The sequence below is a fragment of the Actinomadura sp. NPDC048021 genome (assembly GCF_040653135.1).
Taxonomy (GTDB): domain Bacteria; phylum Actinomycetota; class Actinomycetes; order Streptosporangiales; family Streptosporangiaceae; genus Spirillospora; species Spirillospora verrucosospora.
Genome location: NZ_JBEZJQ010000032.1, coordinates 19,984 through 44,751, shown reverse-complemented (window position 1 = coordinate 44,751; position 24,768 = coordinate 19,984). Strand labels below are relative to the sequence as shown.

The window sequence follows — 24,768 nt, the reverse complement described above, 5'->3', positions numbered from 1 at the left end:
GGCCCCTCAGCCGACCGCGCCGACGATCAGCAGGGCGACGACCACCGCCAGCGGGACGGCCAGCGAGGCCACCGCGGGAACGGACCACGTGACCCTCCCCCTGGCGGGCCCCTGCTCCTCCGCCTCGGCCTTGGCCCTGGCCGCCTTGTCCGGCGCGCCCGACCGGGCCGTGGAGCGCTGCCGTTCCTTCATCTCGTTCAACTGCTGCGCCGCGTACGCGGTCGGCGTCCGCCCCCGCAGATCGAGCCCCTGCGCCTGCCCCTTGCCCTTGCGGGCCTCCTTCTCGGCGCGGGCCTCCGCCTTGGCCTGCGCCCGGGGCGAGGTCTGGAGCACCCACGCCCGGGTCTCCAGGTCCGTCCCGTCCGGGCCGGCGAACACCACCGTGAGCGCGTTCCTGCCCTCGATCCGGCGGACCGCGCCCCACGGCGCCCGGACGTCCCGCAGCGGGTTGCGGATCGTCACCCCGTCCTCGTCGCCGGCGATCAGCGGCCGCAGCCCGACCGTGTAGGCGATCCCGCAGCCGAGCAGCAGCAGGAACGCGATCGTCACCGTCGTCAGCGAGTAGTCGGGGTCGCCGGTGATGCCGACGAACAGGTCGACGAGGTTGAGGGCGGCGAACACCAGCCACGCGTACGCCGCGACGCGCCCGCCGGTGGAGCGAATGGTCATGGCTCGATCATGCCAGGGGCCGGGCGCCGCTCCACTTGAGCTGCGCGAAACCGGGCTTGATCACCCCGTTGATCAGTTCGAGCCGCTCGTTGAACGGCGCGAACGCCGACTTCATCGCGTTCACCGTGAACCACTGCAGGTCGTCCCATCCGTAGCCGAACGCGTCGGCGAGCTTGGCGAACTCCTCCGACAGCGTCGTGCCGCTCATCAGCCGGTTGTCGGTGTTGACCGTGACCCGGAAGCTCAGCCTCCGCAGCAGCCCGATCGGGTGCTCGGCGATCGACTTCGCCGCGCCCGTCTGGATGTTGGAGGTCGGGCACATCTCCAGCGGGATCCGCTTGTCGCGCACGTAGTCGGCGAGCCGGCCGAGCCGCGCCTCGCCGCCCTCGACCTCGATGTCGTCGATGATCCGGACGCCGTGCCCGAGCCGGTCGGCGCCGCACCACTGGATCGCCTGCCAGATCGACGGCAGCCCGAACCCCTCGCCCGCGTGGATCGTGAAGTGCGCGTTCTCGCGCTGCAGGTACTCGAACGCGTCCAGGTGGCGGGTGGGCGGGTACCCGGCCTCGGCGCCCGCGATGTCGAACCCGACGACGCCCGCGTCCCGGTACCGGACGGCCAGCTCCGCGATCTCCATGCTGCGCGCCTGGTGCCGCATCGCGGTGACGAGCGTCCCGACGCGGATGCCGAAGTCCTCGCGGCCGCGGGCGAAGCCGTCCAGGACGGCCTCGACGACCTGCTCCAGCGACAGCCCCTCGCGCAGGTGCTGCTCGGGGGCGTACCGGACCTCCGCGTAGACGATCCCGTCGTTCGCGAGGTCCTCGGCGCACTCGTAGGCGACCCGGGTGAGCGCCTCGACGGTCTGCATCACCCCGACCGTGTGGGAGAACGTCTCCAGGTACCGTTCGAGCGATCCGGAGTTGGAGGCCTCCTCGAACCACGTCCGCAGGGCGTCCGCGTCGGTGGTGGGCAGGTCCCCGTACCCGGTCTCCCGCGCCAGGTCCACGATGGTGGCGGGCCGCACGCCGCCGTCAAGGTGGTCGTGCAGCAGTACCTTCGGCGCGCGGCGGATGTCCTCGAGAGTAGGCCGATCGTTCATTCCCCGAACCTACCCGTCCCGGCCTCTCCCGGCGTCATCAATTCTCGCCGGAACCGCCGCCCCCCGCCCTCGCGACCTGCGGACCTTCCGGCCCGCTACACCCCGAGACGGTCGAGGAACGCGGCGACGAGGGGCGCGATCTCGCAGAGGTGGGTTTCGAGGGCGAAATGGCCGGTGTCGAGAAGGTGGAGCTCCGCGTCCGGGACGTCCCGCAGGTAGGCACGGGCGCCGGACGCGGTGAAGAACGGGTCGCCGGCTCCCCAGACGATGAGGGTGGGCGGCGTGCACCGGCGCAGCCAGGCCTGCCAGCGGCCGTAGCGCTCGACGTTGGAGTGGTAGTCGAAGGCCAGCGCGACCTGGGCTTCCTTGCGTCCCGGCAGGTCGAGGAAGTGCTGGTCGAGGGTCCAGCCCTCCGGTGCGATCGCCTCGGGGTCGGCGACGCCCGTCTCGTACTGGCTCCGGGTCCCGTCCAGGGTCAGCAGGCCCCGGACGGCCTCCTCCGCCCCCGGCGCACCGGGACGCAGGGCGATGAAGTCGCGGGCGCCGTCCGACAGGCCCTCGGCGTAGGCGTTGCCGTTCTGGACGACCAGGCCCGCGATGCGCTCGGGCCGCCGCTCGGCCAGCCGGAACCCGACCGGCGCCCCGAAGTCGAACACGTACATGGCGAAACGGGTGAGGCCGAGCCGCTCGACGAAGCCCTCCATGACGTCGGCGAGCCCGTCGAAGGAGTAGGCGAAGTCGTCCGGCGCCCGCGTGTGGCCGAAGCCCGGGTAGTCCGGGGCGATCAGCCGGTAGCGGGCGCCGAGGACGTCGACGAGCCGGCGGAACTGGTGCGAGGCGGACGGAAAGCCGTGCAGGAGCAGCAGGACGGGCGCGTCCTCCCTCTCCGGCAGGGACTCGCGGTAGAAGACGCGGACACCGTTCACGTCGGCGTGCCGGTGGGCGGTGCGGGCGATCGAAAACATACCTAACGCCTAACTGTCGAGATGTTGCATTAGGTACAACGATCGCACACCTAACGGGTCAATCGGTCGATGTACCGTTAGGACATGAGCGACCCGACCCCGTTGACCGGCGAGCCCCCGGCCCTGGACCTGGTCAACACGCGACCGGCGGGCGCCGACCTGCTGTCCACGCCCGACGACCTCCGGGCCTGGCTGCGCCTGCAGGCCGACCGGTCCGACGAGGCCGCGGCGCTCGCCGCCGCGGAGACGGGGGCCGCGTCGCTGGCCGCCGTCCGGGACGTCCGGGAGCACACGGCCCGGGCCCTCGACCGCGTCCGCCGCGGCGAGCCGCCCTCGGCCGCCGACCTGGAGGCCCTCACCCGGGCCCAGTGCGCGGCGCCCGCGGTCACCGAGCCGGTCTGGGACGGGCGGTCCCTGCTCGCGGCCCGCCGCCGCACCGGCCCGCCGGAACTGCGCCCGGCGTCCTGGCTCGCCGAGGCCGCCGCCGAACTCCTCGCCGACCCGGCGGTCACCAGGATCCGGAAGTGCGAGGCCGACGACTGCGTGCTGCTCTTCCTGCCCGCCCACCCGCGCCGCCGCTGGTGCTCGGCGGCGCGCTGCGGCAACCGCGTCCGCGTCGCGCGGCACTACCGGCGGCACAGGCCCGCGGAACCCGGCCCGGAGTCCTCCTGACACGCGGAGGCGGGGGCACCCGACGGCGCCCCCGCCTCACGGAACCGAACGCTCAGTGACCGGCCTTGGCGTACTCGCCGATGCCGCCGGCGAAGTCGAACATGACGCAGGCCTCGTCTCCGACGACCCATGCGTCATGGCCGGGCGTGGCGACGAACACGTCGCCGGGGCCGACCTCCTGCTCCGCGCCGTCGCGCATGCGGATGTGCATCCGCCCCTGGACGACGTAGCCGTTGTGGTGGACCTCGCACAGGTCGGTGCCCGCGATGTCCTTCACCGACTCCGTCCAGCGCCATCCGGGCTCGAACGTCGCCTTCCCGAAGACGAGGCCGCTGAGGTTGGCGATCTCCAGGTGCCCCCTGGGGAAGTCACGCCGGTCGTCCGGCTTCTCGATGCTCTTGATCTCAATCATGTCGGGTCCCCCTTCCCCCTCTCTTTTCACGCTCGCACTGGTGCTGACCTGCGTCAAGCCGTCTGGAGCGGCGAGCGCGCGGCGGTTGCGGAACAGCAGCGCCGGGGTCGCCAGGGACAGGACTCCCGCGACCGCGACGGCCGTGCGGGGGCCGGTGAGCCCGGCCAGCACGCCCCACAGGCCCGTCATGGCCGCGATCGTGAGCTTGCTCGTCACCGACCACGCCGACAGCACGCGGGCGACGCGGTCGGGCGGCGTCCACTCCAGCCGGCAGGTGGCGTACAGCGGGGTGAACACCCCCATGCAGGTGATCAGCCCGAGTTCGACGGCGATGACGAGCACCAGGCCGGCGACGCCCGGGCGGACGAAGGCCAGCCCGGGCAGCCAGCACGCGCGCAGGGTGCCGAAGACCAGCATGGTCCTGGCCCGTCCGAACCGCGCGGCCAGCGGCCGGGCCAGCCGCGAACCGGCGAGCCCTCCCACACACGGGGCGGCGAACGCCAGCGCGTACTGCCACGGCGCGAACCCGAGGTCGCCGAGCATCAGGACGGCCAGCACCGGCGCCGTCGCCATGATCAGCCCGCCGACCAGGATCTGGTTGAGGAACAGCGAGCGCAGCGCCGGGCCGGTGAGGATGTGCCGCCACCCTTCGAGCAGGTCCCCGGCCCGGAGCCGGGCACCCGCGCTCCGGGCCGGGCGCGGCTCCGTCCCGCCGATCGCGCGGATCCCGGCCGCCGACAGCAGGAAGCTGACCGCGTTGGCCGCCACGGTGACCAGCGGGCCGAACAGGCCGATCGCGGCGCCGCCGAGCGGCGGCCCGAGCATGGTGGCGGTCCAGCTCGTGGACTCCAGCCGCCCGTTCGCGGTGAGCAGGTCGTCCGGCCGGACGAGCGCCTTCAGGAAGGAGCCGCTCGCCGCGGTGAAGGCGATGTCGGCCGCGGCGACGACGACCGACACGACCAGCAGGTGGGCGAAGCCGAGCCCGCCGAGGAGGAACGCCGCGGGCAGGCTCAGCAGCGCCGCGCACCGGACCAGGTCCATCGCGACCATCACGGGCCGCTTGCGGCGGAACTCCACCCACGGGCCGAGCGGCACCGCCACCGCCGCCCCCGCCAGCAGGCCCGCGGCGGCCAGCGCCGACACCCGGGCCGGCCCGGCGTGCAGCACGGTGATCGCGATCAGGGGGAACGCGTCGAAGGCGAGCCACGTCCCGAACGCGCTGACCGCGTAGGCCGTCCAGAGCCACCCGAACCCCCGGCCGAGCGACCGTCGCTCCCCCGTGCGCACCATCGCCACGCCCCTTCCGCCGGCCGCGCCTCCGGCGGCCAGGGAGATCCAAGCGGGCGGCGGGGCCGCGGATCAAACAACCGCCCGCCCAGGTCACAACCACGCGTTGTCACCCCTGGCATGGGCGAACGAGGTGACCGATCGGACTTGCGTACTCGGGGAGTGGACGGACGTCTCATGTCGGGGGGCGGCGGCGCCGGCCCCCCGATCCCACTCGATCAAGGAGAACCATGGCCAATTCCGTCAGCCTCGCGGTGTCCGGCACCCTCGACCAGGTCCGTGCCGTCGTGGAGGCCGCCCTGCAGCCCGAGGGCTTTCGTTTCACGTGGGAGAACCCCGGTCAGGGCATCGTCGAGAAGGGGACCCGCACCAAGGCGATGCTCCTCGGAGCGTTCGCCACGCACTACAAGTACCACCTGCTCCTGAGGCCGCAGCCCGACGGGACCGTGGTCGTCGAGCTCGGGCTCGCGACGACCGGTCTGTCCGGCGGCGCCACCGGCGCCGTCAAGCTACGGAAGAATCTCGACAAGGTCGGCCGGATCCTGACCACCGCGTTCCAGTCCTCCGGCACCCTCGTCTCCCCCGCGCAGTGACCGGATCGGCCTTCGGCCGGGGCTACCGGACCGCCGTCTCGGCGGCGTAGACGATGACGTTGTCGCGGTAGCTGCGCTCGGCGCGGTCGAACGCGCCGCCGCAGGTGACCAGGCGGAGCCCGGGGTGGTCGAGCGGGCCGTAGACGCGCGCGGTGGGGAAGCGGCCCTTCGGGACGCGCTCCACGGACTCGACGGTGAACACGGCCACCCGGCCGTCCGCGCGTTCCACCTCGACGCGGTTCCCGGGCCTCAGACGGCCCAGGTCGTAGAAGACCGCGGCGCCCTTCCCGGAGTCGACATGGCCCAGGATGACCGCCGCGCCGCGCTCGCCGGGAGTGGGCCCGCCCTGGTACCAGCCGGCCTCCCCCGGCCGGTCGGCCGGGGGGACCCGCACCTCGCCGCCCGCCCCGAGGCCCAGGCGCGACAGCGGCGCCCGCACCCCGATCGACGGGATGGACACCCGGACGGGCAGGGAGCGGTCCAGCACCGGCCCGTGCCGGTCGACCGCCCGCGGGGTCGCGGCCCACGCGGGCGGGCTGGGCGGACCGGCCCGCCCGCCCAGCCCGAGGACGACCAGGACGAGACCGGCGGCCGTCAGGACCGCTGCCGCCGCCCCCGGGCCCCACCGGCCGCCCTTTCTCCCCATCGCCCTTCCCGTCCCCTTGGAATTGTCGGAGTCAGCCTTCGCGAGAAAGGCTGCGGTATTACGCGCTCGCGCCATTCCTGCGTCGGACGGCAATGGCGCCGACACCGATCCCGCCCAGCAGCAGGACGCCTCCGCCGGCCAGAAGGGCGGTGTCCGCGCCGCCCGTCCCGCCGCCGAATCCCGTCGCCGGCCCGCCGGTCGGGGTGGGCTGCGACATCGGACGCGCCTTGCCGTCCACGACGTGGACCTCGCCGGTCCCCTTGTACGCGCCGCACCGCACGAGCACCGTGTAGGTGCCGGCGAAGGTGTCCTTCTTGATGGTCGCGAGACCGGCGCGGCCGTCGACCTCCTCCGCGCCGTTCAGCGGGACGGCCCCGCCCACGAAGGCCAGCGAGCCCGCCGTGCCGTCGACCTCGCACTTCTTCCCCACGACGGTGACCTGCTCGCCGGGGCGCGCCTGCGCGGGCTTCACGACGACGTCGCCGGGGTCGGCCATCGCGGGCGCGGCCGCGCCGAGCGTCGCCGTACCGATCACAAGGCCGAGAACGGCCGCCTTACCGAGTCGCATGTTCTCCCCATATCGACACGGTGGCTTACTCGACTTTCAGCCCGCTGGACCGTGTCCCCCTTATGCCCATCTCTGATGAGGACGGCCCCGGTTTGGTTCGGTGATCCTTTTTTCAATGGCCGGCGACGCGCCCGCCCGGTGTTCTAGGAAAGGTTCGGGCGGTGGGCGCCGCATTCCAGCACGGCCCGGGCGATCTCCTCGGGCCGTTCCGCGACCGCGGCGTGGCTGCCGGCCAGTTCGAGCACGCGCAGGTGCGGCCGATCGGCGGTGAGGGCCAGCAGGTCGCGGCGGACGCCCGCACGCTGCGCCGCCATGAGGTCGCCGACGCGGCCCGGCAGGCCGGGCAGGTTCTCGGTGGCCAGGACGAACAGGGCGGGGCAGCGGATGCCGGCCACCGCCGCCACGCTGTCCTGGAAGTACGGGTCGTACCTGATCTGCCCGGCCAGCTCCGCGTCCGGCCGCGCGTAGACGCCCTCATCGATGGTGCGCAGCGCCCGCGAGGGAAGCATCGCGGCTTGGGCCTCGGGCAGCGGCCGGGCCATCGCCTCGGCCTGGGCGTCGAAGAGGGACTTCAGCTCCGCCAGCAGCGGGGTCAGTTCGTCGGGCTCGATGCCCGCGTAGTGCTCCGGCGCGGTCTCGGCCGAGCGCAGGCCGTCGATGTTGACGATCCCGGGACCGTCCGGATGGCGCAGCGCCCACCGCACCGCGACCATGCCGCCGAAGGAATGGCCGACCACGAGAGGAGCGGTCAGGCCGAAGTGGTCGACGACCGCCTGCACGTCGTCCAGGACGGCCTCCCACTCCCACGGCCCGTCGCCGGACAGCCCGTGGCCGCGCAGGTCCATCGCGACGACCCGGTGCGCGCCGGTCAGCAGGGGCGCGACGGCGTCCCAGTGCAGGAGGGTGCCGCCCAGGCCGTGGAGCAGCAGCACCGGAGACCCGGCCCCGCCGTGGTCGCGGGCGGCCAGGCGGACCGGACGGTCATCGATGATCACTTCTTGCGGTGCCACGGGTGCTCTCCTGGGGTCGGTCGAGCCGGTCGCGAATGGAGGAGGTGGTGACGCCGCCGCCGGGATCCCTGTCGAGCTTTCCGCGTTTCACCAGGTCGTGGACGCCTTGCCGGGTGATGCCGAGCATCGCCCCGGCCGTGGAGTACGGGACGGCCGCCGCGGGGTGGGCGGTCGTGCGGGCCACGGCCCGTCCCAGCGCGGTGCGCCACCACGCGGCGGGCGGGTCGAAGGGCCCGTCACCGGGGAACAGCACCCCGATGAGCCGTGCCGCGGTCAGCGTGGCCCGCTCCCGGTCGGCGCCGAGCAGCTGGGCCGCCCACACCTCGGCCTCCACGCGCAGCCGCGCCCTGATCGGCCCGAGCGGCTCGTCGGAGGCCAGCAGGATCTCCAGGGGATCGAAGATCCGCGTCTCCAGCGTCCGGACCAGCTCGGCGACGAGCTCGATGTGGTCTTGCGTGGTCGTCACTTGACGAACGATAGCAAGTACTTGCTCCTCCGCGTCAAGTAGTGAACGGCGCTAGCGGTCGGCGACGGTGAAGAGCTGGCCGGGCGCGCGTTCGTCGCACGGCAACTGGAGCACCGGGGCGCGGACCGCGGGCTCGCCCTTCACACCGACGCAGAGATCGCGGCCCTGGGGCCTCAACTGGATGCCGCCGGCCGACGACCGGAGGGTGAACAGGTCAGGTTCCGTGCGGTCGCAGGTGTCGTCGGACATCGGCGAGCAAGCCCGAACGAGGCGTCCAGGACCCCGCGGGGGAGCCGAAGGCCCGCCGAACTGCCCGCGCTGCGGGAGTCGGTGAAGGGACGGCCCCGCCGCGCGTGGGGGCGAGCGCGCACGGGCCATGAAGGCGTGCGCCCGGAACGCCGATTCGGCGTTCCGGGCGCAGCTCTTCAATGGCCGCCCCTACCTCAGGGCGTGCCGGGTCAGCCGCTGGTGAGGGGCAGGGTCAGGGTGCTGCCGTGCAGGTCGACCTTGACCTTCGTGCCCGCCGGGTAGCGGAGCGTGTAGGCGTGGTCGGTGGCCAGCACCATGAGGCCGATCCGGTGGCCGGGCTTGAAGACGTAGTCGTACGGCTGCATGGGCCAGCTGAACGTGTAGTCCTTGCCGGGCGTCACCGGGCTGCTGCGCCAGATCGACTCGCGGTTGCGCACGTCCGTCCAGCCGCGCGTCACGATCTTGAACGGGCTGACGGCGGTGGTGTACTTCCGGACGGTCCGGCAGCCCTCGTCGCCGGGAATCGAGTCGCCGTAGCACCACCGGTCGGACGTCGGGCCGAAGCCGGAGACGCGCTCGTCGGAGCCGTAGTCGACCAGGAGGGCCGACAGGTACGGCGAGCGGCCGTCGACGGAGGCGCGCAGCTTGATCCGCGCCGTGCCGCTGAGCCGCATGGCCTTGGTCAGCTTCGGCGTGAGGTAGACCAGGCGGTTCGGGTCCGCCGCGTCCGGGTTCGCGGCCAGCTCCTCGGCCTTGCGGGACGGGTCGTCCACCAGCTGCTGGGTGCCGGCGCCGCGCTCGCCGAGGCCCTTGGCCGACAGGCCGAGCGGCACGGGGCGAGCCGAGGCCTCCGGCCAGTCCTTGTGCGTCTCCCACTGGCCGGGGGTGCGCTCCAGGTCGACCTTGGGCTGGCGCATGATGTCGTTGCGGACGTTGTAGAGCTCATGCGCGAACCACAGGTTCAGGGATTCGAGCCACACGCTCTGGCGGACGTCCAGGGGCTCGTCGTGCGCGGCCTGGTGGATCCACAGCTTGCGGTCGACGCCGGCCTTCTTCAGGCCGTCCCACAGCAGGGACATCTGGATCGGCTTGACGTTCCAGTCGGCGAGGCCGCTGGTCATGAACACGCTGGCCTTGAAGCGGGGCGCGGACTTGGCGAAGTTCCGCTCGTCCCAGGTCCGGTTGTAGTCGCCGGTGACCCGGTCCATCTTCTTCTCGAGGTCGTGCATGACGGGCGCGCAGACCTCGGGGTCGCGCCGGGTCAGCACGGCCTTGGCGTGCAGGTCGAGGTCCTCGCCCTCCCAGCCGTCCGGTGCGACGACGCCGCCGTTGGCGCGGTACTCGTCGTACCAGTTCGACACGCCGGAGATGGACACGACCGTCTTGAGGCCGGACACCCGGGTCGCGGCGGCCGCCAGGGGCAGCGTGCCGTCGTAGGACTTGCCGGCCATGGCGACGTTCCCGGTCGACCATCCCGCGCGGATCCTGTTGCCCTGGGCGTCGTACGCGGTGGCCTTGCCGGTGAGCCACTCGATGACCGACTTCATGCCCTGCGCCTCGTTCGGCCCGACGGCGGTCGGGCAGCCGTCGGAGTCGCCCGTGCCGAGGGTGTCGGCCGCGAGGATGGCGTAGCCGCGGGAGACGAAGTAGTTGTCGTAGTAGACGCGCGAGTAGCTCGTCGGTCCGGGCGGACCGGGCGGCGGCGTCCACGGCGCGAGGCGCGGGTGGTCGGTGACGTCGGCCGGGTGGTACGGCGGGTCCTGGAGGCCCGCGTAATAGGGGCTGCCCTCAAGGATCGAGGCGACCTTGAGGCCGCCGCCGGTCTCCTTCGGGCGGGTGATGTAGACGGAGACGCGGTCGCGTTTGCCGTCCCGGTCGCTGTCCACGGTCGTCTCGACGAACACCTTCTCGCGGATGGCGTCCTTGAACGAGAACGTGGGCTGCGTCTTGCCGTCCTTCACCACGATGTGAGGACGTCCCGCGTCGGCGTACGCGGGCACGGTGCCGGCCGCGAGGCCGACCGCGCCCGCGAGCGCCGCGGCGGGGAGGAGTGAGAGTCGCAACGTCCGCTCCTTGGCTGCTGAGAGAAACCTGATCAGCTTCCAGAGCGGACACAACGCCCGTCAACGGTGATTCTTAACAAACCGGCCGGTTCACGCGATCCGGTCGATGACCAGGGGGAGCGCGGGCACGGTGCCGCCTGCCTCGATGTCGAAGGCGCCGTCCAGGGCCTCCAGCGCGCGACCGAACCTGGCCTCGTCGTCGGCGTGCAGCGTCAGCAACGGCCGGCCCGCCTCGACCGTGTCGCCCGGCTTGGCATGGCAGATCACGCCCGCGCCGAACGACACCGGGTCCTCCTTGCGGGCCCGGCCGGCGCCCAGACGCCACGCCGCGACGCCCACCCCGTAGGCGTCCAGCCTGGTCAGCACGCCCGAGGACGGGGCGGTGACCACATGGGTCTCGCGGGCGGCCGGCAGCGGCGCGTCCGGATCGCCGCCCTGCGCGGTGATCATGCGGCGCCAGGCGTCCATGGCGGAGCCGTCCTTCAGCGCGTCCGCCGGGTCCCTCCCGGAGATCCCGGCGGCGGCGAGCATCTCCCGCGCCAGCGTCAGGGTCAGCTCGACCACGTCGGACGGGCCTCCCCCGGCGAGCACCTCCACCGACTCGGCCACCTCGACGGCGTTGCCGACCGCGTTGCCGAGCGGACGGTCCATCGCGGTCAGCAGCGCGACCGTGCGCAGCCCGTGGTCGGCGCCGATCGCGACCATCGTCTCGGCCAGCTCGCGGGCCCGGTCCGCCGTCTTCATGAACGCGCCCGAGCCGACCTTGACGTCCAGCACCAGCGCGCCCGTGCCCTCGGCGATCTTCTTCGACATGATCGAGGAGGCGATCAGCGGGATCGACTCCACCGTGCCGGTCACGTCCCGCAGCGCGTAGAGCTTGCGGTCGGCGGGCGCGAGGCCGCCGCCCGCCGCGCAGATGACCGCGCCCGCCGAGCGCAGCACGTCCAGCATCTCGGCGTTCGACAGCGACGCCCGCCAGCCCGGAATCGACTCCAGCTTGTCGAGCGTCCCGCCGGTGTGCCCGAGGCCGCGCCCCGACAGCTGCGGGACCGCCGCCCCGCACGCCGCCACCAGCGGCGCCAGCGGCAGAGTGATCTTGTCGCCGACCCCGCCGGTGGAGTGCTTGTCGGTGGTCGGACGGTCCAGCGCCGACCAGTCCATCCGCTCCCCGGACCGGATCATCGCCTCGGTCCACCGGGCCACCTCGGCCCGCGACATGCCGTTCAGCAGGATCGCCATCGCCAGCGCCGACATCTGCTCTTCGGCGATCACGCCCCGCGTGTAGGCGTCCACCGCCCAGTCGATCTGCTCGGGGGTCAGCGTCCCCCCGTCCCGCTTGGCGCGGATGACATCGGTGGCGTCCACGAAATCCTCTCAGAAGGTGAAACCGAGCCGGCCAGGGTGTGCCGGCCAGGGTGCGTCGGTCAGGCCCGGTCCACGAGATCGTCGGGACCGAACGCGTCCGGCAGGACGTCCGACATGGGCAGGATGCCGCGCGTCGTCTCCAGCAGCATCGGGGCGCCGCCGTGCTCCCACAGCAACTGCCGGCAGCGCCCGCACGGCATCAGCGGATTCCCGTGCCGGTCGACCACCGCCATGGCGACCAGCCGCGGCCGCTCGGACTTGCCGGGCCCGTGCAGCGCCGACACGACCGCGCACTCCGCGCACAGCCCGACCCCGTACGAGGCGTTCTCCACGTTGCACCCGGTGATCACCCGGCCGTCGTCCACCAGCGCGGCGGCCCCGACCGGAAACCCGGAGTACGGGCAGTAGGCACGTTCCATAGCCTCCCGCGCCTCAGCGCGCAGAACAGGCCAATCAATCTCCATAAGAGTTATCGTGCCTCACCGCGCCGGTAGCGGAGCCCGTTGGCGGCGGGCATGCGGAGGCGTTGGCTGGCCAGGGCCAGGACGAGCAGCGTCGTCAGGTGCGGCGTGAAGGAGACCAGCTCGCCGGGGACGATGTCGCTCAGCAGGAACCACGTGAGCAGCGCGGCGGCCGTGACCAGGGACAGCGCGGAGCCGACGACGGCGCCCCGCATGTCGCGGCGGTGCGCCACGTCCAGCGCCGCCTGCGGGAGCAGGCGGTTCGCGCGCACGCCCTGCCAGACCGCGACGCCGATCAGCAGGATCGCCACGAACAGCAGCAGCGCGTGCACCGACTGGCCGCCGCCGCGCACGTTCATCGCGTCGGTGTAGCCGAACAGCAGCGAGCCCGCGGCGAGGCCGCCCGGACGCCAGTTGCCGAAGATCATGGCGGCGAGGCCGATGAACCCGCGGCCGTTGGTCTGGCCGTCCTGGTAGATCGGCGCGGCGACGGTGACGAGGAACGCGCCCGCCAGGCCCGCGAAACCGCCCGAGATCATCACGGCCGCGTACTTCATCCGGTAGACCTGCACGCCGAGCGACTCGGCCGCGTACGCGTCCTCGCCGCACGAGCGGATCCGCAGACCGAACGCCGTCCGCCACAGCACGAAGAAGCTGGCCGGGAGGAGCAGCAGGGCCACGAGCGTCAGCAGCGACATGTCGCTGGTGAGACCGCGGACGATCCCCGCGAGGTCCGACACCAGGAACCAGTGGTGCCTCTCCAGCGAGCCGAGCCAGTCGGGGCTCTGCCAGCCGCCGATCTTGCCTCCGGACAGCACCGGCAGCGTCAGCGTCGGGATCGGATCGACGGGCGGAGACTGCCGGGGGCCGCCGCCGAGCGCCTTCGCCTCCCCCTTGTCGAAGATCAGCCCGGCGAGGAACTGGGTGAGCCCCAGCCCGAGGATGTTGATCGCGACACCGGACACGATGTGGTCGACGCCGAACGACACGGTCGCGATCGCGTGCAGCAGCCCGCCGAGCACGCCGCCGATGATCCCGGCGAGGACGCCGATCCACGGGCCCCACTGGTAGCCGGCCCAGGCGCCCGTCCAGGTGCCGAGGATCATCATGCCCTCGAGGCCGATGTTGATCACGCCGGACCGCTCGGACCACAGCCCGCCGAGCCCGGCCAGGAAGATCGGCACGGCGAGGCGCAGCGCGGCGCTGACCGTCCCGCTGGAGGTCACCGGGTCGGCGTCGTCGATCACCCGGACCAGCGACAGCAGCACCAGCAGGCCGGACGCGATGAGCAGGTAGTGCGGCCAGCGCAGCCGGCGCGCGCCGCCCGCGGCCTTGCGGGCCGGGGCCGTCTCGGTGGCGGTGCTCATGAGGCGCTCCCAGCGGCCTCGCGGGCCAGGTCGTGGCCGGTGGCCAGCTCGGCGGCGACGGCCCGCTGCTGCAGCCGGATCTCCCAGCGCCGGACGAGCTCGTACACGATGACGACGGTCAGCACGACCACGCCCTGCATGACCCCGACGATCTCCTTCGGGACATCGACCTCCTGGAGGACGTCGGAGGTCTGGTCGAGGAACGCGAACAGCAGCGCGGCCAGCGCGATCCCGGCCGGATGGTTGCGGCCGAGCAGCGCGACCGTGATGCCGGTGAAGCCGAGGCCGGCCGGGAAGTTCAGCGAGTACTCGTAGGACGCGCCGAGCAGCTCCGGCATGCCGATCAGGCCCGCCACCACGCCGGACGCGACCATCGTGTAGACGATCATGCGGCGGGCGTTGACGCCGCTGGCCTGCGCCGCCGACGGCGACAGCCCCGACACCTTCAGGTCGAACCCGAAACGCGTGCGGTTGATGACGACCCAGAACACGACGCCGACCAGGATCGCCAGCGGCAGCAGCCCGTAGACGTCGCCCGGCAGATCGATGCCGATCGAGGACAGGAGGCCGTTCAGGCCGCCGACCCGTCCCGACTCGGGGATCTGCGGCGTCGCGACGTTGTTGCTGCCCGGCCGCACCTCGGCGAGCCGCTTGTCGTTCAGCAGGTAGGCGATCAGGCCGGTCGCGATCGCGTTCAGCATGATCGTGGACAGCACCTCGCTGACCCCGCGCGTCACCTTCAGCACGCCCGCGATCGCCGCCCACAGCCCGCCGACCACCATCGCCGCGACGATCGTCAGCATCTGGCCGAGGGGGGCGGGCAGCGCCAGCGCGCCGCCGAGCGCGGCGGCGAGGAACGCGGCGATCCGGTACTGGCCGTCCACGCCGATGTTCAGCAGCGCCATCCGGAACCCGATGGCCACGGCCACGGCCGACAGGTAGTAGCGGGTGGCGCGGTTGACGATGTCGACGATCGAGTTGTCGGTCGTGCCGTAGTCGATCATGCTCTGGATCGAGCTGACCGGGTCGGCGCCGGTGACCCGCAGCAGGATCATCGTGATGCCGAGGGAGATCAGCAGCGCCAGCACCGGCGCGCCGATCTTCAGGCCGAGCCCCCGCGGGCCGAGGCCGCGCAGCATCGCCTTCCACGACGGCACCGTCTCCGGCTCCACCGGGCCGGACGCCTTCTCGGGCCGCTTCCCGGGATCGGGGCTCTCGCCCGGACGCGGCGCGGGGACGTCGGCCGGGGGCGTCGCGCCCGCCGGTTCCCCGCCGCCCGCGGGCTCCTCGCCCGCCGGGTCCAGGTCCTTGCGCTCGTCGCTCATGCGGGCGCTCCGGCACCGGTCATGGCGGAGCCGAGCTCCTCGGGGGTGACGGTCCGCGGATCGACCTCCGCGACCAGCCGCCCCCGCAGGATCACGTGCAGGGTGTCGGACATACCGATGAGTTCCTCAAGATCGGCGCTGATCAGCAGCACGGCCAGCCCGTCCGCGCGGGCCTGCCGCAGGTACTCCCAGATGGCGGCCTGGGCGCCGACGTCGATGCCGCGCGTCGGATGCGCCGCGATCAGCAGCCGCGGGTCGCCGGACATCTCCCGCCCGACGATGAGCTTCTGCTGGTTGCCGCCCGACAGCGCGGCGGCGGGCACGTCGATCCCCGGCGTCCGCACGTCGTAGGCCTGGACGATCCGGGTGGTGTCGCGGCGGGCGCCGCGCCGGTCGATCCACGGGCCCCGCACGTTCGGGCGCCGGGTCTGGTGGCCCAGCATGCGGTTCTCCCAGAGCGTCCCCTCCAGGACGAGCCCGTGGCGGTGCCGGTCCTCGGGGATGTAGGCGATGCCGGCCTCGCGGCGCCGCCGCGTCGACCACGAGGTGACGTCCTCGCCGCCGTAGCCGATGGTCCCGGCGTCGGCGCCGCGGATGCCCATGATCGCCTCGATGAGCTCGGTCTGCCCGTTGCCCTCGACACCGGCCAGCCCGACGATCTCGCCGCGGCGGATGCGCAGCGACACGCCGTCCACCACGGGACGGCCCTCGGAGGTCAGCACGGTGAGCCCGGCCACGTCCAGCTGGACGTCCTCGGTGACGGTGGACTCGCGCAGCTCCGGGGTGGGCAGCTCGGACCCGACCATCAGCTCGGCCAGGCGCCGGGACGTCACCTCGCGCGGGTCGAGCCGGGTCGCGACCGTCGTGCCGCGCCGGATCACCGAGATCGTGTCGGCGACGGTCAGCACCTCGTCCAGCTTGTGGGAGATGAACAGGACGGTCAGGCCCTCGGCGCGCAGCTCGCGCAGGTTGCCGAACAGCTCCTCGACCTCCTGCGGGACGAGCACCGCGGTCGGCTCGTCCAGGATGAGCACGCGGGCGCCGCGGTAGAGCACCTTGAGGATCTCCACGCGCTGCCGCTCGCCGACGCCGAGCGTCTCGACCAGCACGTCGGGGTCGACGCGAAGCCCGTACGCCTGCGACATATCCTTGATCTTGGCGCGCGCGGCGGCGAAGTCGATCCGGCCGCGCCGCCGGCCCTTGGCGCGGGGCTCGGCGCCGAGGATCACGTTCTCCAGGACGGTGAGGTTGTCGGCCAGCTTGAAGTGCTGGTGCACCATGCCGATGCCGCGGGCGATCGCGTCGGCCGGCGTCCGGAAGGCCGCCTGCTCGCCGTCGACCTCGACGGTGCCCTCGTCCGGCCGCTGCATCCCGTAAAGGATCTTCATCAGCGTGGACTTGCCGGCGCCGTTCTCACCGCAGAGCGCGTGCACCTCGCCGCGCTCGATGGTGAGGTTGATGTCGCGGTTGGCCACCACTCCGGGGAACCGCTTGGTGATCGATGTCAGCCGCACGGCCGGCACCTGGTCAGGCACGAGTGCCCCTCCTCCTGCCTAGAACGTGAGAGAGGTCCTGGACGGGGATACGTGCCGCCGCACCGGGCGCCACCACGAGATGGCGCCCGGTGCGCGCGTCGGCCGGCGGACCGGCCGGCACGTCGCCGCGCGGGAGCGTGCTCCCGCGTCCCGGCCGCGGCGTCAGGCCTTGGTCGGAACGGTGATCTTGCCGCTGACGATCTCCGCCTTCAGCTCGTCGAGCTTGGCCTTGATGTCGTCGACGTTGCCGCCGGAGGTGGCGTACCCGATGCCGTCGTTGCTCAGGTTGTACTGCGTGGTGCCGGCCTTGAAGGTGCCCTTGGCGACGCTCTCGACGAAGTCGTACACCGCGACGTCCACGTGCTTCTCCATGGACGTCAGGATCTGGGCCTTCACCCCGGCGACCGCGGGCTGGTTGTACTGGTCGGAGTCGACGCCGATCGCCCACTTCTTGGCCGCGCCGACGGTCTTGATGACGCCGATGCCCGCGCCGCCCGCCGCGTGGTAGATCACGTCGGCGTTCTCGTCGAGCTGGCCCTTGGCCGCCTCGTTGCCGAGTCCGGCGTCCTTGAAGCCGTTGAAGTTCGGGGGCTGCGTGAGGTACTTGGCGGGCAGCACCTTGATGCCCGGCTTGGCCTTCTTCGCACCCGCCTGGTACCCGGCGAAGAACTTGTTGATCAGCGGGACGTTGACGCCGCCGATGAACCCGATGGTGCCGGTCTTGGACTTCAGCGCGGCCGCGGCGCCGACCAGGTAGGACCCCTGCTCCTCGGAGAAGCAGGCGCCGCTGACGTTGGCGCCCTCGACCTTGCACTGGTCGGCGTCGACGACGAGGAACTTGGTGTTCGGGAAGTCCTTGGCGACCTTGTTGATCGAGGCCGTGTAGGCGAAGCCGACGCCGATGACCGGGTTGTAGCCCTTGTTGGCCAGCAGACGCAGGCGCGACTCCTTGTCGGAGTCCGGCTCGTCCGGCTTGGCGGAGATCTCCTCGGTCTTGACGTCCAGGTCCTTCTTGGCCTTGTCGAGGCCCGCGGCCGCCGAGTCGTTGAAGGACTGGTCGCCGCGGCCGCCGATGTCGAAGGCCAGACCGATCTTGAGGGTCTTCTTGCCGTCGCCGCCGCCGTCGCCGCTGTCGGCCTTCTTGCCACCGCACGCGGAAGCGCTGAGCGTCAGCGCCGCACCCGTCACGGTGACGAGCGTAATCTTCAGTCCACGGCGCAAGGTAGCGCTCCTTCCGTCCCACCCACGGTCCGGTGACAGATCCGGTCACCGAAATCGTCAGGACGCTACCTCGCGAATGAGGGCAAACCTCTTGCTTGCACGGTTTCGCAACAGGTCCGTTACCAATGCGTAGGCATATCGCCACAGGTCAGCGCCGCCATGGACGGCGCTGACCGGCGCGCGAGGCCCTCGTGCGCGGGCGTCCGAAAGGACGGAAAGCGACAGGCCGGGCGATGACGCCTGGTGATCAAGCCCGGCCGGCGGGGGGAGTCTAGGCCAGCGCGGCGCCCTCGATCGACTCGGCGTCGCCGGGACGTCCGCCGTCCCACAGCGCGGTCAGCGCGGTCGCGCTCAGCACCTTCATGCCGACGGCGATGCACCGCTCGTCGACGTCGAAGTCGCCGCGGTGCAGGTCGTACTCGCCGGGCGAACCGGGAGTGCGGACACCGAGCCGGGCGAGCGCGCCGGGGATCGACTCCAGGTACCAGCCGAAGTCCTCGCCGCCGAGGCTCTGCGGGGTCGGCACGACGCCGTCCTCGTCCATGACCTGGGCGGCCGCGTCGCGGAACATCTGCACGCTGGCCACCTCGTTCACGGTCGGCGGGACGCCCCGCACGTAGTCCAGCGACGCCTCCACGTCGTAGGCGGCGGCGACCGACTGCAGCAGCGCCTTCATCATCTCCGGCGCCCGGTGCCACGCCTCGTCGTCCAGGCAGCGGACGGTGCCCTCGGCGATCCCGTCGTCGGGGATGGCGTTGGCGACGGACCCGGCCGAGACGCGGCCCCACACCAGCGACAGGCTGGAGCGCGGGTCGACGCGCCGCGACAGCGCGGACGGCAGCTCGGTGACGATCTTGGCGAGCGCGTAGACCAGGTCCGCGGTCAGGTGCGGCCGGGCGGTGTGCCCGCCGGGCCCGGTGACCTTCACGTAGACCTTGTCGCAGGCCGCGGTGATCGGGCCGGTGCGCAGCCCGAGCTGGCCGACCTCGATGCGGGGGTCGCAGTGCAGCGCGAAGGCGCGGTCGACGCCCGCGATGCCGCCGGCGGCCATGACGTCCAGCGCTCCGCCGGGCGTCTCCTCGGCGGGCTGGAACAGCAGCCGGACGCGGCCGGGCAGCAGCCCCGCCTCCGCCTGCTGGGCCAGGAACAGGCCCGCGCCCAGCACCATCGCGGTGTGCACGTCGTGGCCGCACGCGTGCGCGACGCCGGGGACGGTCGACCGGTAGGCGACGCCCTCCTTCTCGTCCTGGAGCGGGAGCGCGTCGATGTCGGCCCGCAGCGCCACGGTCGTGCCGTCGGCGGGGCCGATGTCGCAGAACAGCCCGGTGCCCTTCGGCAGGATCACGGGTTCGAGCCCGGCCGCGCGGAGCCGCTCGGCGAGCCTGCGGGTGGTGCGGTGCTCGGCGTAGCCGAGCTCGGGGTGCATGTGCAGGTCGCGGCGGAAGGCGATCAGCTCCGCCTCGTGCCCGGCGAGGAACGCGTCGAGCTGCGGCTGCAGCACGGCGCCGCCGAGCACCGCCGGGAGCCCGGACACGACCGGTGCTCCGGCCGCCGCGGCGGACGCGTCCCGCCGCCGCGCCGAGCCCTCGGCGTCGCGCGGTGCGGGCCCGCCGGAGGCCGTCCCGTTCACTCCGGCGGCGCCGGCGGCGGCGCCCCGGTCCTCCCGGCCCTCGGGACTCTCGTGTCCCGGGGCGGCGGGTGGTTCAAGGCCGGGCATCACCCCGGGTCCCGGATATGTCATGTGCGCCCCCTGCGCGACGGCGGAGCCTAGCGGCGCCCGCCGGGTGATGTTCTCGTTGGTGGATGCGGTGCGGTTCTCGGGTCTGCTCGCGGGATCGGTGTTCGCGGGGTTCCCGGCGCCGTCCGGCTGCTCAGGCTCCGGCATGTGCGACCTCCCCCAGTGTGACGAACCTGTCCTCCGCGAGCTCGGCGATCGCCGCGTCGACGATGTTCTCCAGCGTCCCTCCGCCGGCGCGGATCGCGCGCTGGCGCTCGTACGGGGCGCCGTGCTCCAGCACCTCGCCGGCGACCTTGAGCTCCTCGGCGCAGCCGAGCCGGTCGGCGACCGGTTCCAGCTCCCTGATCAGCTCGTACAGGTCGTCGCGGAGCGGAGCGGTGTTCCCCGTGTCGTCGGTGATGACGATGGCGTCGAGCCCGTACCTGGTGGCGCGCCACTTGTTGTCGCGCACCACCCAGGCGGCCGGCCGCGGCAGCGTGTAACCGCGGTCCAGCTGCTGCTCGAACAGCGTGACGAGGCTCTGGCACAGCGCGGCGGCCATCCCCACCTCACGCAGGGTGGGAATCCCGTCGAACATCCTGATCTCGACGGTGCCGAAGTCAGGATGCGGCCGGATGTCCCACCAGACCTCCTTGATGCTCCTTATGGTTCCCGAACGCATCAGCGTGTCCATGTAATCCTCGAAGGCCGCCCAGTCGTCTAGGAGATGGGGCGGCCCGGCCGTGGGCAGCTGGCCGAACACGACCGCCCGGCAGGACGCGAGGCCGGTGTCGCTGCCGCTCCAGAACGGGCTGGACGCGGTGAGCGCGAGGAAGTGCGGAAGGTAGGACGAGAGCGCGTTGACGATCGGGATCGCCTTGGCGCCGTCGGAGATGCCGACGTGGACGTGAACGCCGAACGTCTGGATGCGCCGGGCCAGCCACTGCATCTCCTCGACCAGCTTGGCGTAGCGCCCCATGGGCGCCATCACCGCCTCCCGCCAGTCGCTGATCGGGTGGGTGCCCGTGCAGGCGAGGGCGAGGCCGCGGTCCGCGGCGGCGGCGCGCAGGTCGGTGAGGGTGCCGGCCAGGTCGGCCTTGGCCTCCCCCACGGTGTCGCTGATCCCGGTCACCACCTCGATGGTGGACTCCATCAGCTCGTGCCGGACGCGCGGGTTGTCGCCGTCGTCACTGAGCGAAGGCAGGGCGGCGAGCACCTCGCGTGCGTCCTGCCGCAGGTGCCTGGTCTCCGCATCGACGAGCTGGATCTCCCACTCGACGCCGAGCGTCGCCCCGTGCGATGCGTTGAAGTCAATGGCCACGGCCAACCTCCGTCCACAATCCTTGCAGGTCGTTGCGTGGCACGTGGCGCAATTCAGCCAGCGGGTCCCTAAGCCTGGACAAACGCCGGTCCAGGTCACGTGTTCGTTCCATGATGGCGTCCGTGCCCGCCCCCTGCCGGGCGTCCATGCCCTTTGCGGATCAATTGACTCATGCGAGCCGTCGGAAGGGGGGCGGACGTCCTACTTTTCGGTCACGATCTTGGCGTCCGCACCGCTAGATCGAACTAGTCAGTCCGTCCAAAATACCGTCAGCCCGTCTCAAAGTCTCGTCCATGACGGATGGTAACCGATCGGCCTCGCCCCATACGTACCGGGTTATGACCGCTGCACCCTGTCGTCACGTCCGTCGCCTGCGCCCCGCGCTTGCCGGATTCGCGATCGGGTACCTCTTCGCCGGATAGGTCGCCTAGTCTTCGGGGGGAGTCATGGGCGTTGGGCGCCTGCGCGCCGGGAGCGATCGCGCTCCCATGGGACTGAGGAGCGTCGGGAGCTTGCCAGGACAGCGACGAGGGCCGGCCGGCGTCCGCCGCGCCCTGACGTTGATCACCGTGCCGGTCACGGCCGCCTCGCTCGCGGCGGCCCCCGCGCTCGCCGCCGCACCGGCCGGCGCCGCGCGTGCCGGAGCCCCCCCGGGCGGGGGCGCGCGCGCCGAGGCGTCGCCCGTGGCGTCGCCGTCCGCGCAGACGGTCGGCGGGCCCCGGCTCGCGAGCCGCGGCGTCGTCGCGAACACGGCCCCGGGCGTCCCGGCCCCGCCGAAGATCAAGGCGGCCTCGTACCTGATCGCGGACGCCGACACCGGCGAGGTCCTGGCCGCCAAGGACCCGCACGGGCACTACCTGCCCGCCAGCACCCTCAAGACCCTCACCGCGCTGACGCTCGTCCCCAAGCTGGACCCGAACCGGCTCGTCCGGCCGTCCCAGAAGGCGTGCGACACCGAGGGCACCAAGGTCGGGCTGACGCCGAAGATGCAGTACAAGGTCTCCGACCTGTTCCACGCGCTGCTGATGATGTCGGCCAACGACGCGGCGGTGACGCTGGCCGAGGCCGACGGCGGGATGGGCAGGACCCTCGCCGACATGAACGCCGAGGCCCGGCGGATCAACGCGCGCGACACGCTCGCCGGATCCCCGAACGGGCTGGACAAGGACCTCGGGCTGAACGTCCGGACGCAGCACACCTCGGCCTACGACCTCGCGCTCATCCTGCGCGAGGGGATGAAGAACCCCCAGTACCGCGCCTACATGCAGGCGATCGACTTCCCGTTCCCGGCGCCCCCGACCAAGAAGGAGCGCAAGAAGGGCAAGAAGGTCGGCGGGTACCCGATCCACACGCACAACCACATGCTCCCGGGCGAGCGGCTGGCCTACCCCGGGATGCTCGGCGGCAAGAACGGCTACACGATCGCCGCCCAGCAGACCTTCGTCGCCCAGGCGCGCCGCGGCGGGCACACGATCGTGATCTCGCTGATGCGGGCGGACATGCCGCCGTCGGCGTACGCGGCCAAGCTGCTGGACTGGGGCTTCGCCGCGCGCGGCAGGGTCCAGCCGGTGGGCACGCTCGTCCCGCCCGGCGACATCGAGCAGACCCGCAAGAACGGCGGCTCGGGCGTGCTGCCCGACGCGCCGCTCGCCTCCGACGACTCGTCCCGCATGTGGCTGCTCGTCGGCGGCGGCGCGGTCGGCGCCCTGCTCGCGATCGCGGTGCTGTACGTGGTGCTGCGCCGCAGGCGGCGGCTGGAGGCGGCCCGCTCCCGCGGCGGCCGGTAAAGCTTCCCCCACCCCTTCCCACGGGCCTGGCACCGCCGCGCCGGGCGGGCTTACGCTCGCGGTGGCGCCGGTGATCGCGTCACCGCCGGGGGGACGGCGGAACGGCGCCGCGGGGAGGAACTGCGCCATGTCCGACTTGTATGTCCCCTTGCCCGGCGCCCTCGCCCTGGCGCCGGAGCCGCCGCCGACGTACGAGCATCCGAACGTGACGCTGCTGAAGGACGGCTACACGGCCTTCGACAAGGGCGACATGGAGCTCATCCGCGAGCTGCTCGCCGACGACGTCGTGCACCGCGTCCCCGGACGCGGGCCCGTCTGCGGCGTGTACCGGACGCCCGAGGAGGTCCTGGGCTTCTACGTCCGGCTGTTCGAGCTGTCCGGCGGGACGTTCCACACCGAGCCCTACTCGGTCATGGCCAACGACGAGTACGGCGCCGCCCTCGTCCAGACCTGCGCCGAGCGCCCCGGCCGCATCCTGGACGGCCGCGCCGTCGACCTGTTCCGCTTCCGCGACGGAAAGATCACCGAGATTCGCACCCTGGCCGAGGACCAGTACGCCAACGACGCCTTCTGGACCTGACCGTGTTTCACAGTCCCGGCCCACTTCGCTCGCCTGGCGGCTGTGTTTCAACGTCCCGGCCCACTTCGCTCGCCTGGCGGTTCGCTGCGTGACCGGGCCTGGGCGAACGCGGCATCGCTTCGCGATCTGCCCGGCTCCGCTCGCCTCCGGCTTCGCTCCACCGGCCAGGTCACGCGTTCGCGCGTGCGGGCAGGGCCACTTCGAGACAGGTCCTAGGCCGGTTTTCCGGTTTCGAGCGGCTTTTCGTCTTCCTTGGGCTTCGTGGCCTCTGCGGCCTTCTCGTCTTCCGCGCGGTCGCCGGTCTCGGCCGGTTTCTCGTGGCGGCCGGGCTTCCGGCGGGCCTCGGCCCCGTCCTCGGCCGGGTCCTCGTTCCTCGCGGGCCTCTCGTGCCTGCCGGGCCTCTCCCCGGCGCGCTCCTGGAGCGCCTCGACCTCCGCGCGGTCGACGCTGTTCTCCGGGTTGGCGGCATCCGCGGTGAGGACGACGCGGCGCGTCGCGGTCCAGGCGGCGACGAACAGCGCGAACCGGGTCGCGATGTTGATCCACACCATCAGGCCGACCAGCACCGCGAACGTGCCGTAGACGGGGTTCTGCGTCGTCCGCCCGATCAGGAAGGCCGCGATCTGCTTGAGGATCTCGAAGCCGACCGCGCCGAAGAGCGCGCCCCGGATGATCCGGCGCCAGGGCGCCCGGGTGCCCGACAACCGGCTGAACAGGGCCAGGAAGACCACGGTGTCGAAGAAGATGGCGCAGGCGAGGGACAGCAGCCGCAGCCCGGTCCCGGCGCCGGGGACGTGCTCCAGGCCGAGCCAGCCGAGGACGGTGTGGGTGGCGGACGTCGTGACCGTCGTGACCGCCATGCCGCAGATCAGGATGAGCCCGAGGAACGCCAGCACGCCCCCGTCCCAGAGCCGCTTCAGGAAGAAGTTGCCGCCGCCGCCCGGCTCGTTGCCCCAGATGTCGCGCAGGGACTCGCGCAGCACCTGCACCCAGCCGATCCCGGTGACCAGCAGCGCGACCAGGCCGAGGACCCCGACGGCGGTCTTGGACTGGGCGATCTGCTCGACGTCCAGCTGGCCCGCGAGCCCCGGCAGCTGCGAGCTGATCGCCCGGACGAAGTAGGCGCGGGCCTCGTCGCTGACCCCGACGAGATAGCCGAGCAGCGCGTACGCCAGCGCCATCAGCGGGAAGAACGACAGGAACGCGTAGCTGGTGAGGGCGGCGGCGAGCCGGTCGCCGCGGCGCTCCTGGTACCGCTCCAACGCGCGCACCTGGTGGTCGAACCACCGTGACCGCTCCCGGGAGCGTTGCAGCAGCGCCTTCCCGTCGCCGAGCAGGGACTCGCTCCGCCGCTGAACCCTGCCGATCACCTGCCGCATGCACGCAACGT

Annotated in this window: 23 protein-coding genes; 4 read left to right on the top strand and 19 right to left on the bottom strand. The window is 72.3% G+C overall.

Translation table 11 applies throughout. The annotated features are described in order from the left end of the window. Positions 1-6 precede the first annotated feature (6 nt). The 3 genes from AB0C87_RS36935 to AB0C87_RS36925 all read right to left on the bottom strand — a co-directional run bounded on the left by AB0C87_RS36935 (position 7) and on the right by AB0C87_RS36925 (position 2,733). Positions 7-669, bottom strand: a complete 663-nt coding sequence (locus AB0C87_RS36935) for a PH domain-containing protein (RefSeq protein ID WP_345176749.1) — start codon at positions 667-669, stop codon at positions 7-9. A gap of 7 nt (positions 670-676) precedes the next feature. Continuing rightward, positions 677-1,768: an adenosine deaminase gene (locus AB0C87_RS36930; RefSeq protein ID WP_345176748.1), complete on the bottom strand. Its 1,092-nt coding sequence runs from the start codon at positions 1,766-1,768 to the stop codon at positions 677-679. Between the two features lie 95 nt (positions 1,769-1,863). Then, the gene (locus tag AB0C87_RS36925; RefSeq protein ID WP_345176746.1) at positions 1,864-2,733 is read right to left on the bottom strand and encodes an alpha/beta hydrolase; all 870 of its coding nucleotides are present in this window, start codon (positions 2,731-2,733) and stop codon (positions 1,864-1,866) included. 84 nt (positions 2,734-2,817) lie between these two features. Here AB0C87_RS36925 and AB0C87_RS36920 point away from each other — a divergent pair, with 84 nt between their 5' ends. Continuing rightward, positions 2,818-3,405 (top strand): ABATE domain-containing protein, encoded by a 588-nt coding sequence (locus AB0C87_RS36920; protein WP_353833690.1) that lies wholly within the window; start codon positions 2,818-2,820, stop codon positions 3,403-3,405. Positions 3,406-3,457: 52 nt separating this feature from the next. Here AB0C87_RS36920 and AB0C87_RS36915 read toward each other — a convergent pair whose 3' ends face one another. After that, complete coding sequence (locus tag AB0C87_RS36915) at positions 3,458-5,107, bottom strand: MFS transporter (RefSeq protein WP_360581532.1); 1,650 nt, start codon at positions 5,105-5,107, stop codon at positions 3,458-3,460. A 227-nt stretch (positions 5,108-5,334) separates the two neighbouring features. On the opposite strand from AB0C87_RS36915, the gene AB0C87_RS36910 reads away from it, so the two are divergent. Continuing rightward, complete coding sequence (locus AB0C87_RS36910; RefSeq protein ID WP_345176740.1) at positions 5,335-5,697, top strand: hypothetical protein; 363 nt, start codon at positions 5,335-5,337, stop codon at positions 5,695-5,697. A 22-nt stretch (positions 5,698-5,719) separates the two neighbouring features. Here the strand turns inward: AB0C87_RS36910 and AB0C87_RS36905 are convergent, their stop codons facing one another. The 14 genes from AB0C87_RS36905 to AB0C87_RS36840 form a co-directional block, all read right to left on the bottom strand. Continuing rightward, positions 5,720-6,343, bottom strand: a complete 624-nt coding sequence (locus AB0C87_RS36905) for a class F sortase (protein WP_360581531.1) — start codon at positions 6,341-6,343, stop codon at positions 5,720-5,722. A gap of 58 nt (positions 6,344-6,401) precedes the next feature. Next, the gene (locus AB0C87_RS36900; protein ID WP_345176736.1) at positions 6,402-6,911 is read right to left on the bottom strand and encodes a hypothetical protein; all 510 of its coding nucleotides are present in this window, start codon (positions 6,909-6,911) and stop codon (positions 6,402-6,404) included. Positions 6,912-7,054: 143 nt separating this feature from the next. Beyond that, positions 7,055-7,921 carry an alpha/beta hydrolase gene (locus AB0C87_RS36895; RefSeq protein ID WP_360581530.1) on the bottom strand — a complete coding sequence of 289 codons (867 nt, stop codon included), beginning with the start codon at positions 7,919-7,921 and terminating at the stop codon, positions 7,055-7,057. After that, positions 7,893-8,387: a hypothetical protein gene (locus tag AB0C87_RS36890; protein WP_360581529.1), complete on the bottom strand. Its 495-nt coding sequence runs from the start codon at positions 8,385-8,387 to the stop codon at positions 7,893-7,895. Before AB0C87_RS36890 ends, AB0C87_RS36895 begins: the two co-directional genes overlap by 29 nt. Before the next feature lie 51 nt (positions 8,388-8,438). Beyond that, entirely contained in the window at positions 8,439-8,636 is a 198-nt protein-coding gene (locus AB0C87_RS36885; protein WP_353835452.1) for a hypothetical protein, read from the bottom strand. A 209-nt stretch (positions 8,637-8,845) separates the two neighbouring features. Beyond that, the gene (locus tag AB0C87_RS36880) at positions 8,846-10,699 is read right to left on the bottom strand and encodes a Xaa-Pro dipeptidyl-peptidase (RefSeq protein WP_360581528.1); all 1,854 of its coding nucleotides are present in this window, start codon (positions 10,697-10,699) and stop codon (positions 8,846-8,848) included. A 90-nt stretch (positions 10,700-10,789) separates the two neighbouring features. Next, entirely contained in the window at positions 10,790-12,064 is a 1,275-nt protein-coding gene (locus AB0C87_RS36875; RefSeq protein ID WP_345176724.1) for a thymidine phosphorylase, read from the bottom strand. Positions 12,065-12,123: 59 nt separating this feature from the next. Next, the gene (locus tag AB0C87_RS36870; protein WP_345176722.1) at positions 12,124-12,528 is read right to left on the bottom strand and encodes a cytidine deaminase; all 405 of its coding nucleotides are present in this window, start codon (positions 12,526-12,528) and stop codon (positions 12,124-12,126) included. A gap of 5 nt (positions 12,529-12,533) precedes the next feature. Beyond that, positions 12,534-13,892: an ABC transporter permease gene (locus AB0C87_RS36865; RefSeq protein WP_360581527.1), complete on the bottom strand. Its 1,359-nt coding sequence runs from the start codon at positions 13,890-13,892 to the stop codon at positions 12,534-12,536. After that, the gene (locus tag AB0C87_RS36860) at positions 13,889-15,217 is read right to left on the bottom strand and encodes an ABC transporter permease (RefSeq protein WP_345176716.1); all 1,329 of its coding nucleotides are present in this window, start codon (positions 15,215-15,217) and stop codon (positions 13,889-13,891) included. Before AB0C87_RS36860 ends, AB0C87_RS36865 begins: the two co-directional genes overlap by 4 nt. Continuing rightward, positions 15,214-16,752, bottom strand: a complete 1,539-nt coding sequence (locus AB0C87_RS36855; protein ID WP_360581526.1) for an ABC transporter ATP-binding protein — start codon at positions 16,750-16,752, stop codon at positions 15,214-15,216. Before AB0C87_RS36855 ends, AB0C87_RS36860 begins: the two co-directional genes overlap by 4 nt. Positions 16,753-16,914: 162 nt before the next feature. After that, on the bottom strand, positions 16,915-17,940 hold the full coding sequence (locus tag AB0C87_RS36850) for a BMP family ABC transporter substrate-binding protein (RefSeq protein ID WP_345176711.1): 1,026 nt from the start codon (positions 17,938-17,940) through the stop codon (positions 16,915-16,917). Positions 17,941-18,244: 304 nt separating this feature from the next. Further along, complete coding sequence (locus AB0C87_RS36845) at positions 18,245-19,489, bottom strand: M20 family metallopeptidase (protein ID WP_345176843.1); 1,245 nt, start codon at positions 19,487-19,489, stop codon at positions 18,245-18,247. Between the two features lie 355 nt (positions 19,490-19,844). Next, positions 19,845-21,011, bottom strand: a complete 1,167-nt coding sequence (locus AB0C87_RS36840; protein WP_345176708.1) for a glutamate--cysteine ligase — start codon at positions 21,009-21,011, stop codon at positions 19,845-19,847. Between the two features lie 512 nt (positions 21,012-21,523). On the opposite strand from AB0C87_RS36840, the gene AB0C87_RS36835 reads away from it, so the two are divergent. Together AB0C87_RS36835 and AB0C87_RS36830 are read left to right on the top strand one after the other, a co-directional pair. After that, positions 21,524-22,798, top strand: a complete 1,275-nt coding sequence (locus tag AB0C87_RS36835; protein WP_360581525.1) for a D-alanyl-D-alanine carboxypeptidase — start codon at positions 21,524-21,526, stop codon at positions 22,796-22,798. Positions 22,799-22,925: 127 nt separating this feature from the next. Further along, positions 22,926-23,378 (top strand): nuclear transport factor 2 family protein, encoded by a 453-nt coding sequence (locus AB0C87_RS36830; protein ID WP_360581524.1) that lies wholly within the window; start codon positions 22,926-22,928, stop codon positions 23,376-23,378. A gap of 212 nt (positions 23,379-23,590) precedes the next feature. Here AB0C87_RS36830 and AB0C87_RS36825 read toward each other — a convergent pair whose 3' ends face one another. After that, entirely contained in the window at positions 23,591-24,757 is a 1,167-nt protein-coding gene (locus tag AB0C87_RS36825; protein ID WP_360581523.1) for a YhjD/YihY/BrkB family envelope integrity protein, read from the bottom strand. Positions 24,758-24,768: the final 11 nt, after the last annotated feature.

Coding starts and splice junctions, on each gene's coding strand:
- AB0C87_RS36935 (WP_345176749.1), bottom strand. CDS start 669: ATGACCATTCGCTCCACCGGCGGGCGCGTCGCGGCGTACGCGTGGCTG.
- AB0C87_RS36885 (WP_353835452.1), bottom strand. CDS start 8,636: ATGTCCGACGACACCTGCGACCGCACGGAACCTGACCTGTTCACCCTC.
- AB0C87_RS36925 (WP_345176746.1), bottom strand. CDS start 2,733: ATGTTTTCGATCGCCCGCACCGCCCACCGGCACGCCGACGTGAACGGT.
- AB0C87_RS36860 (WP_345176716.1), bottom strand. CDS start 15,217: ATGAGCGACGAGCGCAAGGACCTGGACCCGGCGGGCGAGGAGCCCGCG.
- AB0C87_RS36830 (WP_360581524.1), top strand. CDS start 22,926: ATGTCCGACTTGTATGTCCCCTTGCCCGGCGCCCTCGCCCTGGCGCCG.
- AB0C87_RS36870 (WP_345176722.1), bottom strand. CDS start 12,528: ATGGAGATTGATTGGCCTGTTCTGCGCGCTGAGGCGCGGGAGGCTATG.
- AB0C87_RS36900 (WP_345176736.1), bottom strand. CDS start 6,911: ATGCGACTCGGTAAGGCGGCCGTTCTCGGCCTTGTGATCGGTACGGCG.
- AB0C87_RS36915 (WP_360581532.1), bottom strand. CDS start 5,107: ATGGTGCGCACGGGGGAGCGACGGTCGCTCGGCCGGGGGTTCGGGTGG.
- AB0C87_RS36930 (WP_345176748.1), bottom strand. CDS start 1,768: ATGAACGATCGGCCTACTCTCGAGGACATCCGCCGCGCGCCGAAGGTA.
- AB0C87_RS36825 (WP_360581523.1), bottom strand. CDS start 24,757: ATGCGGCAGGTGATCGGCAGGGTTCAGCGGCGGAGCGAGTCCCTGCTC.
- AB0C87_RS36905 (WP_360581531.1), bottom strand. CDS start 6,343: ATGGGGAGAAAGGGCGGCCGGTGGGGCCCGGGGGCGGCGGCAGCGGTC.
- AB0C87_RS36910 (WP_345176740.1), top strand. CDS start 5,335: ATGGCCAATTCCGTCAGCCTCGCGGTGTCCGGCACCCTCGACCAGGTC.
- AB0C87_RS36920 (WP_353833690.1), top strand. CDS start 2,818: ATGAGCGACCCGACCCCGTTGACCGGCGAGCCCCCGGCCCTGGACCTG.
- AB0C87_RS36865 (WP_360581527.1), bottom strand. CDS start 13,892: ATGAGCACCGCCACCGAGACGGCCCCGGCCCGCAAGGCCGCGGGCGGC.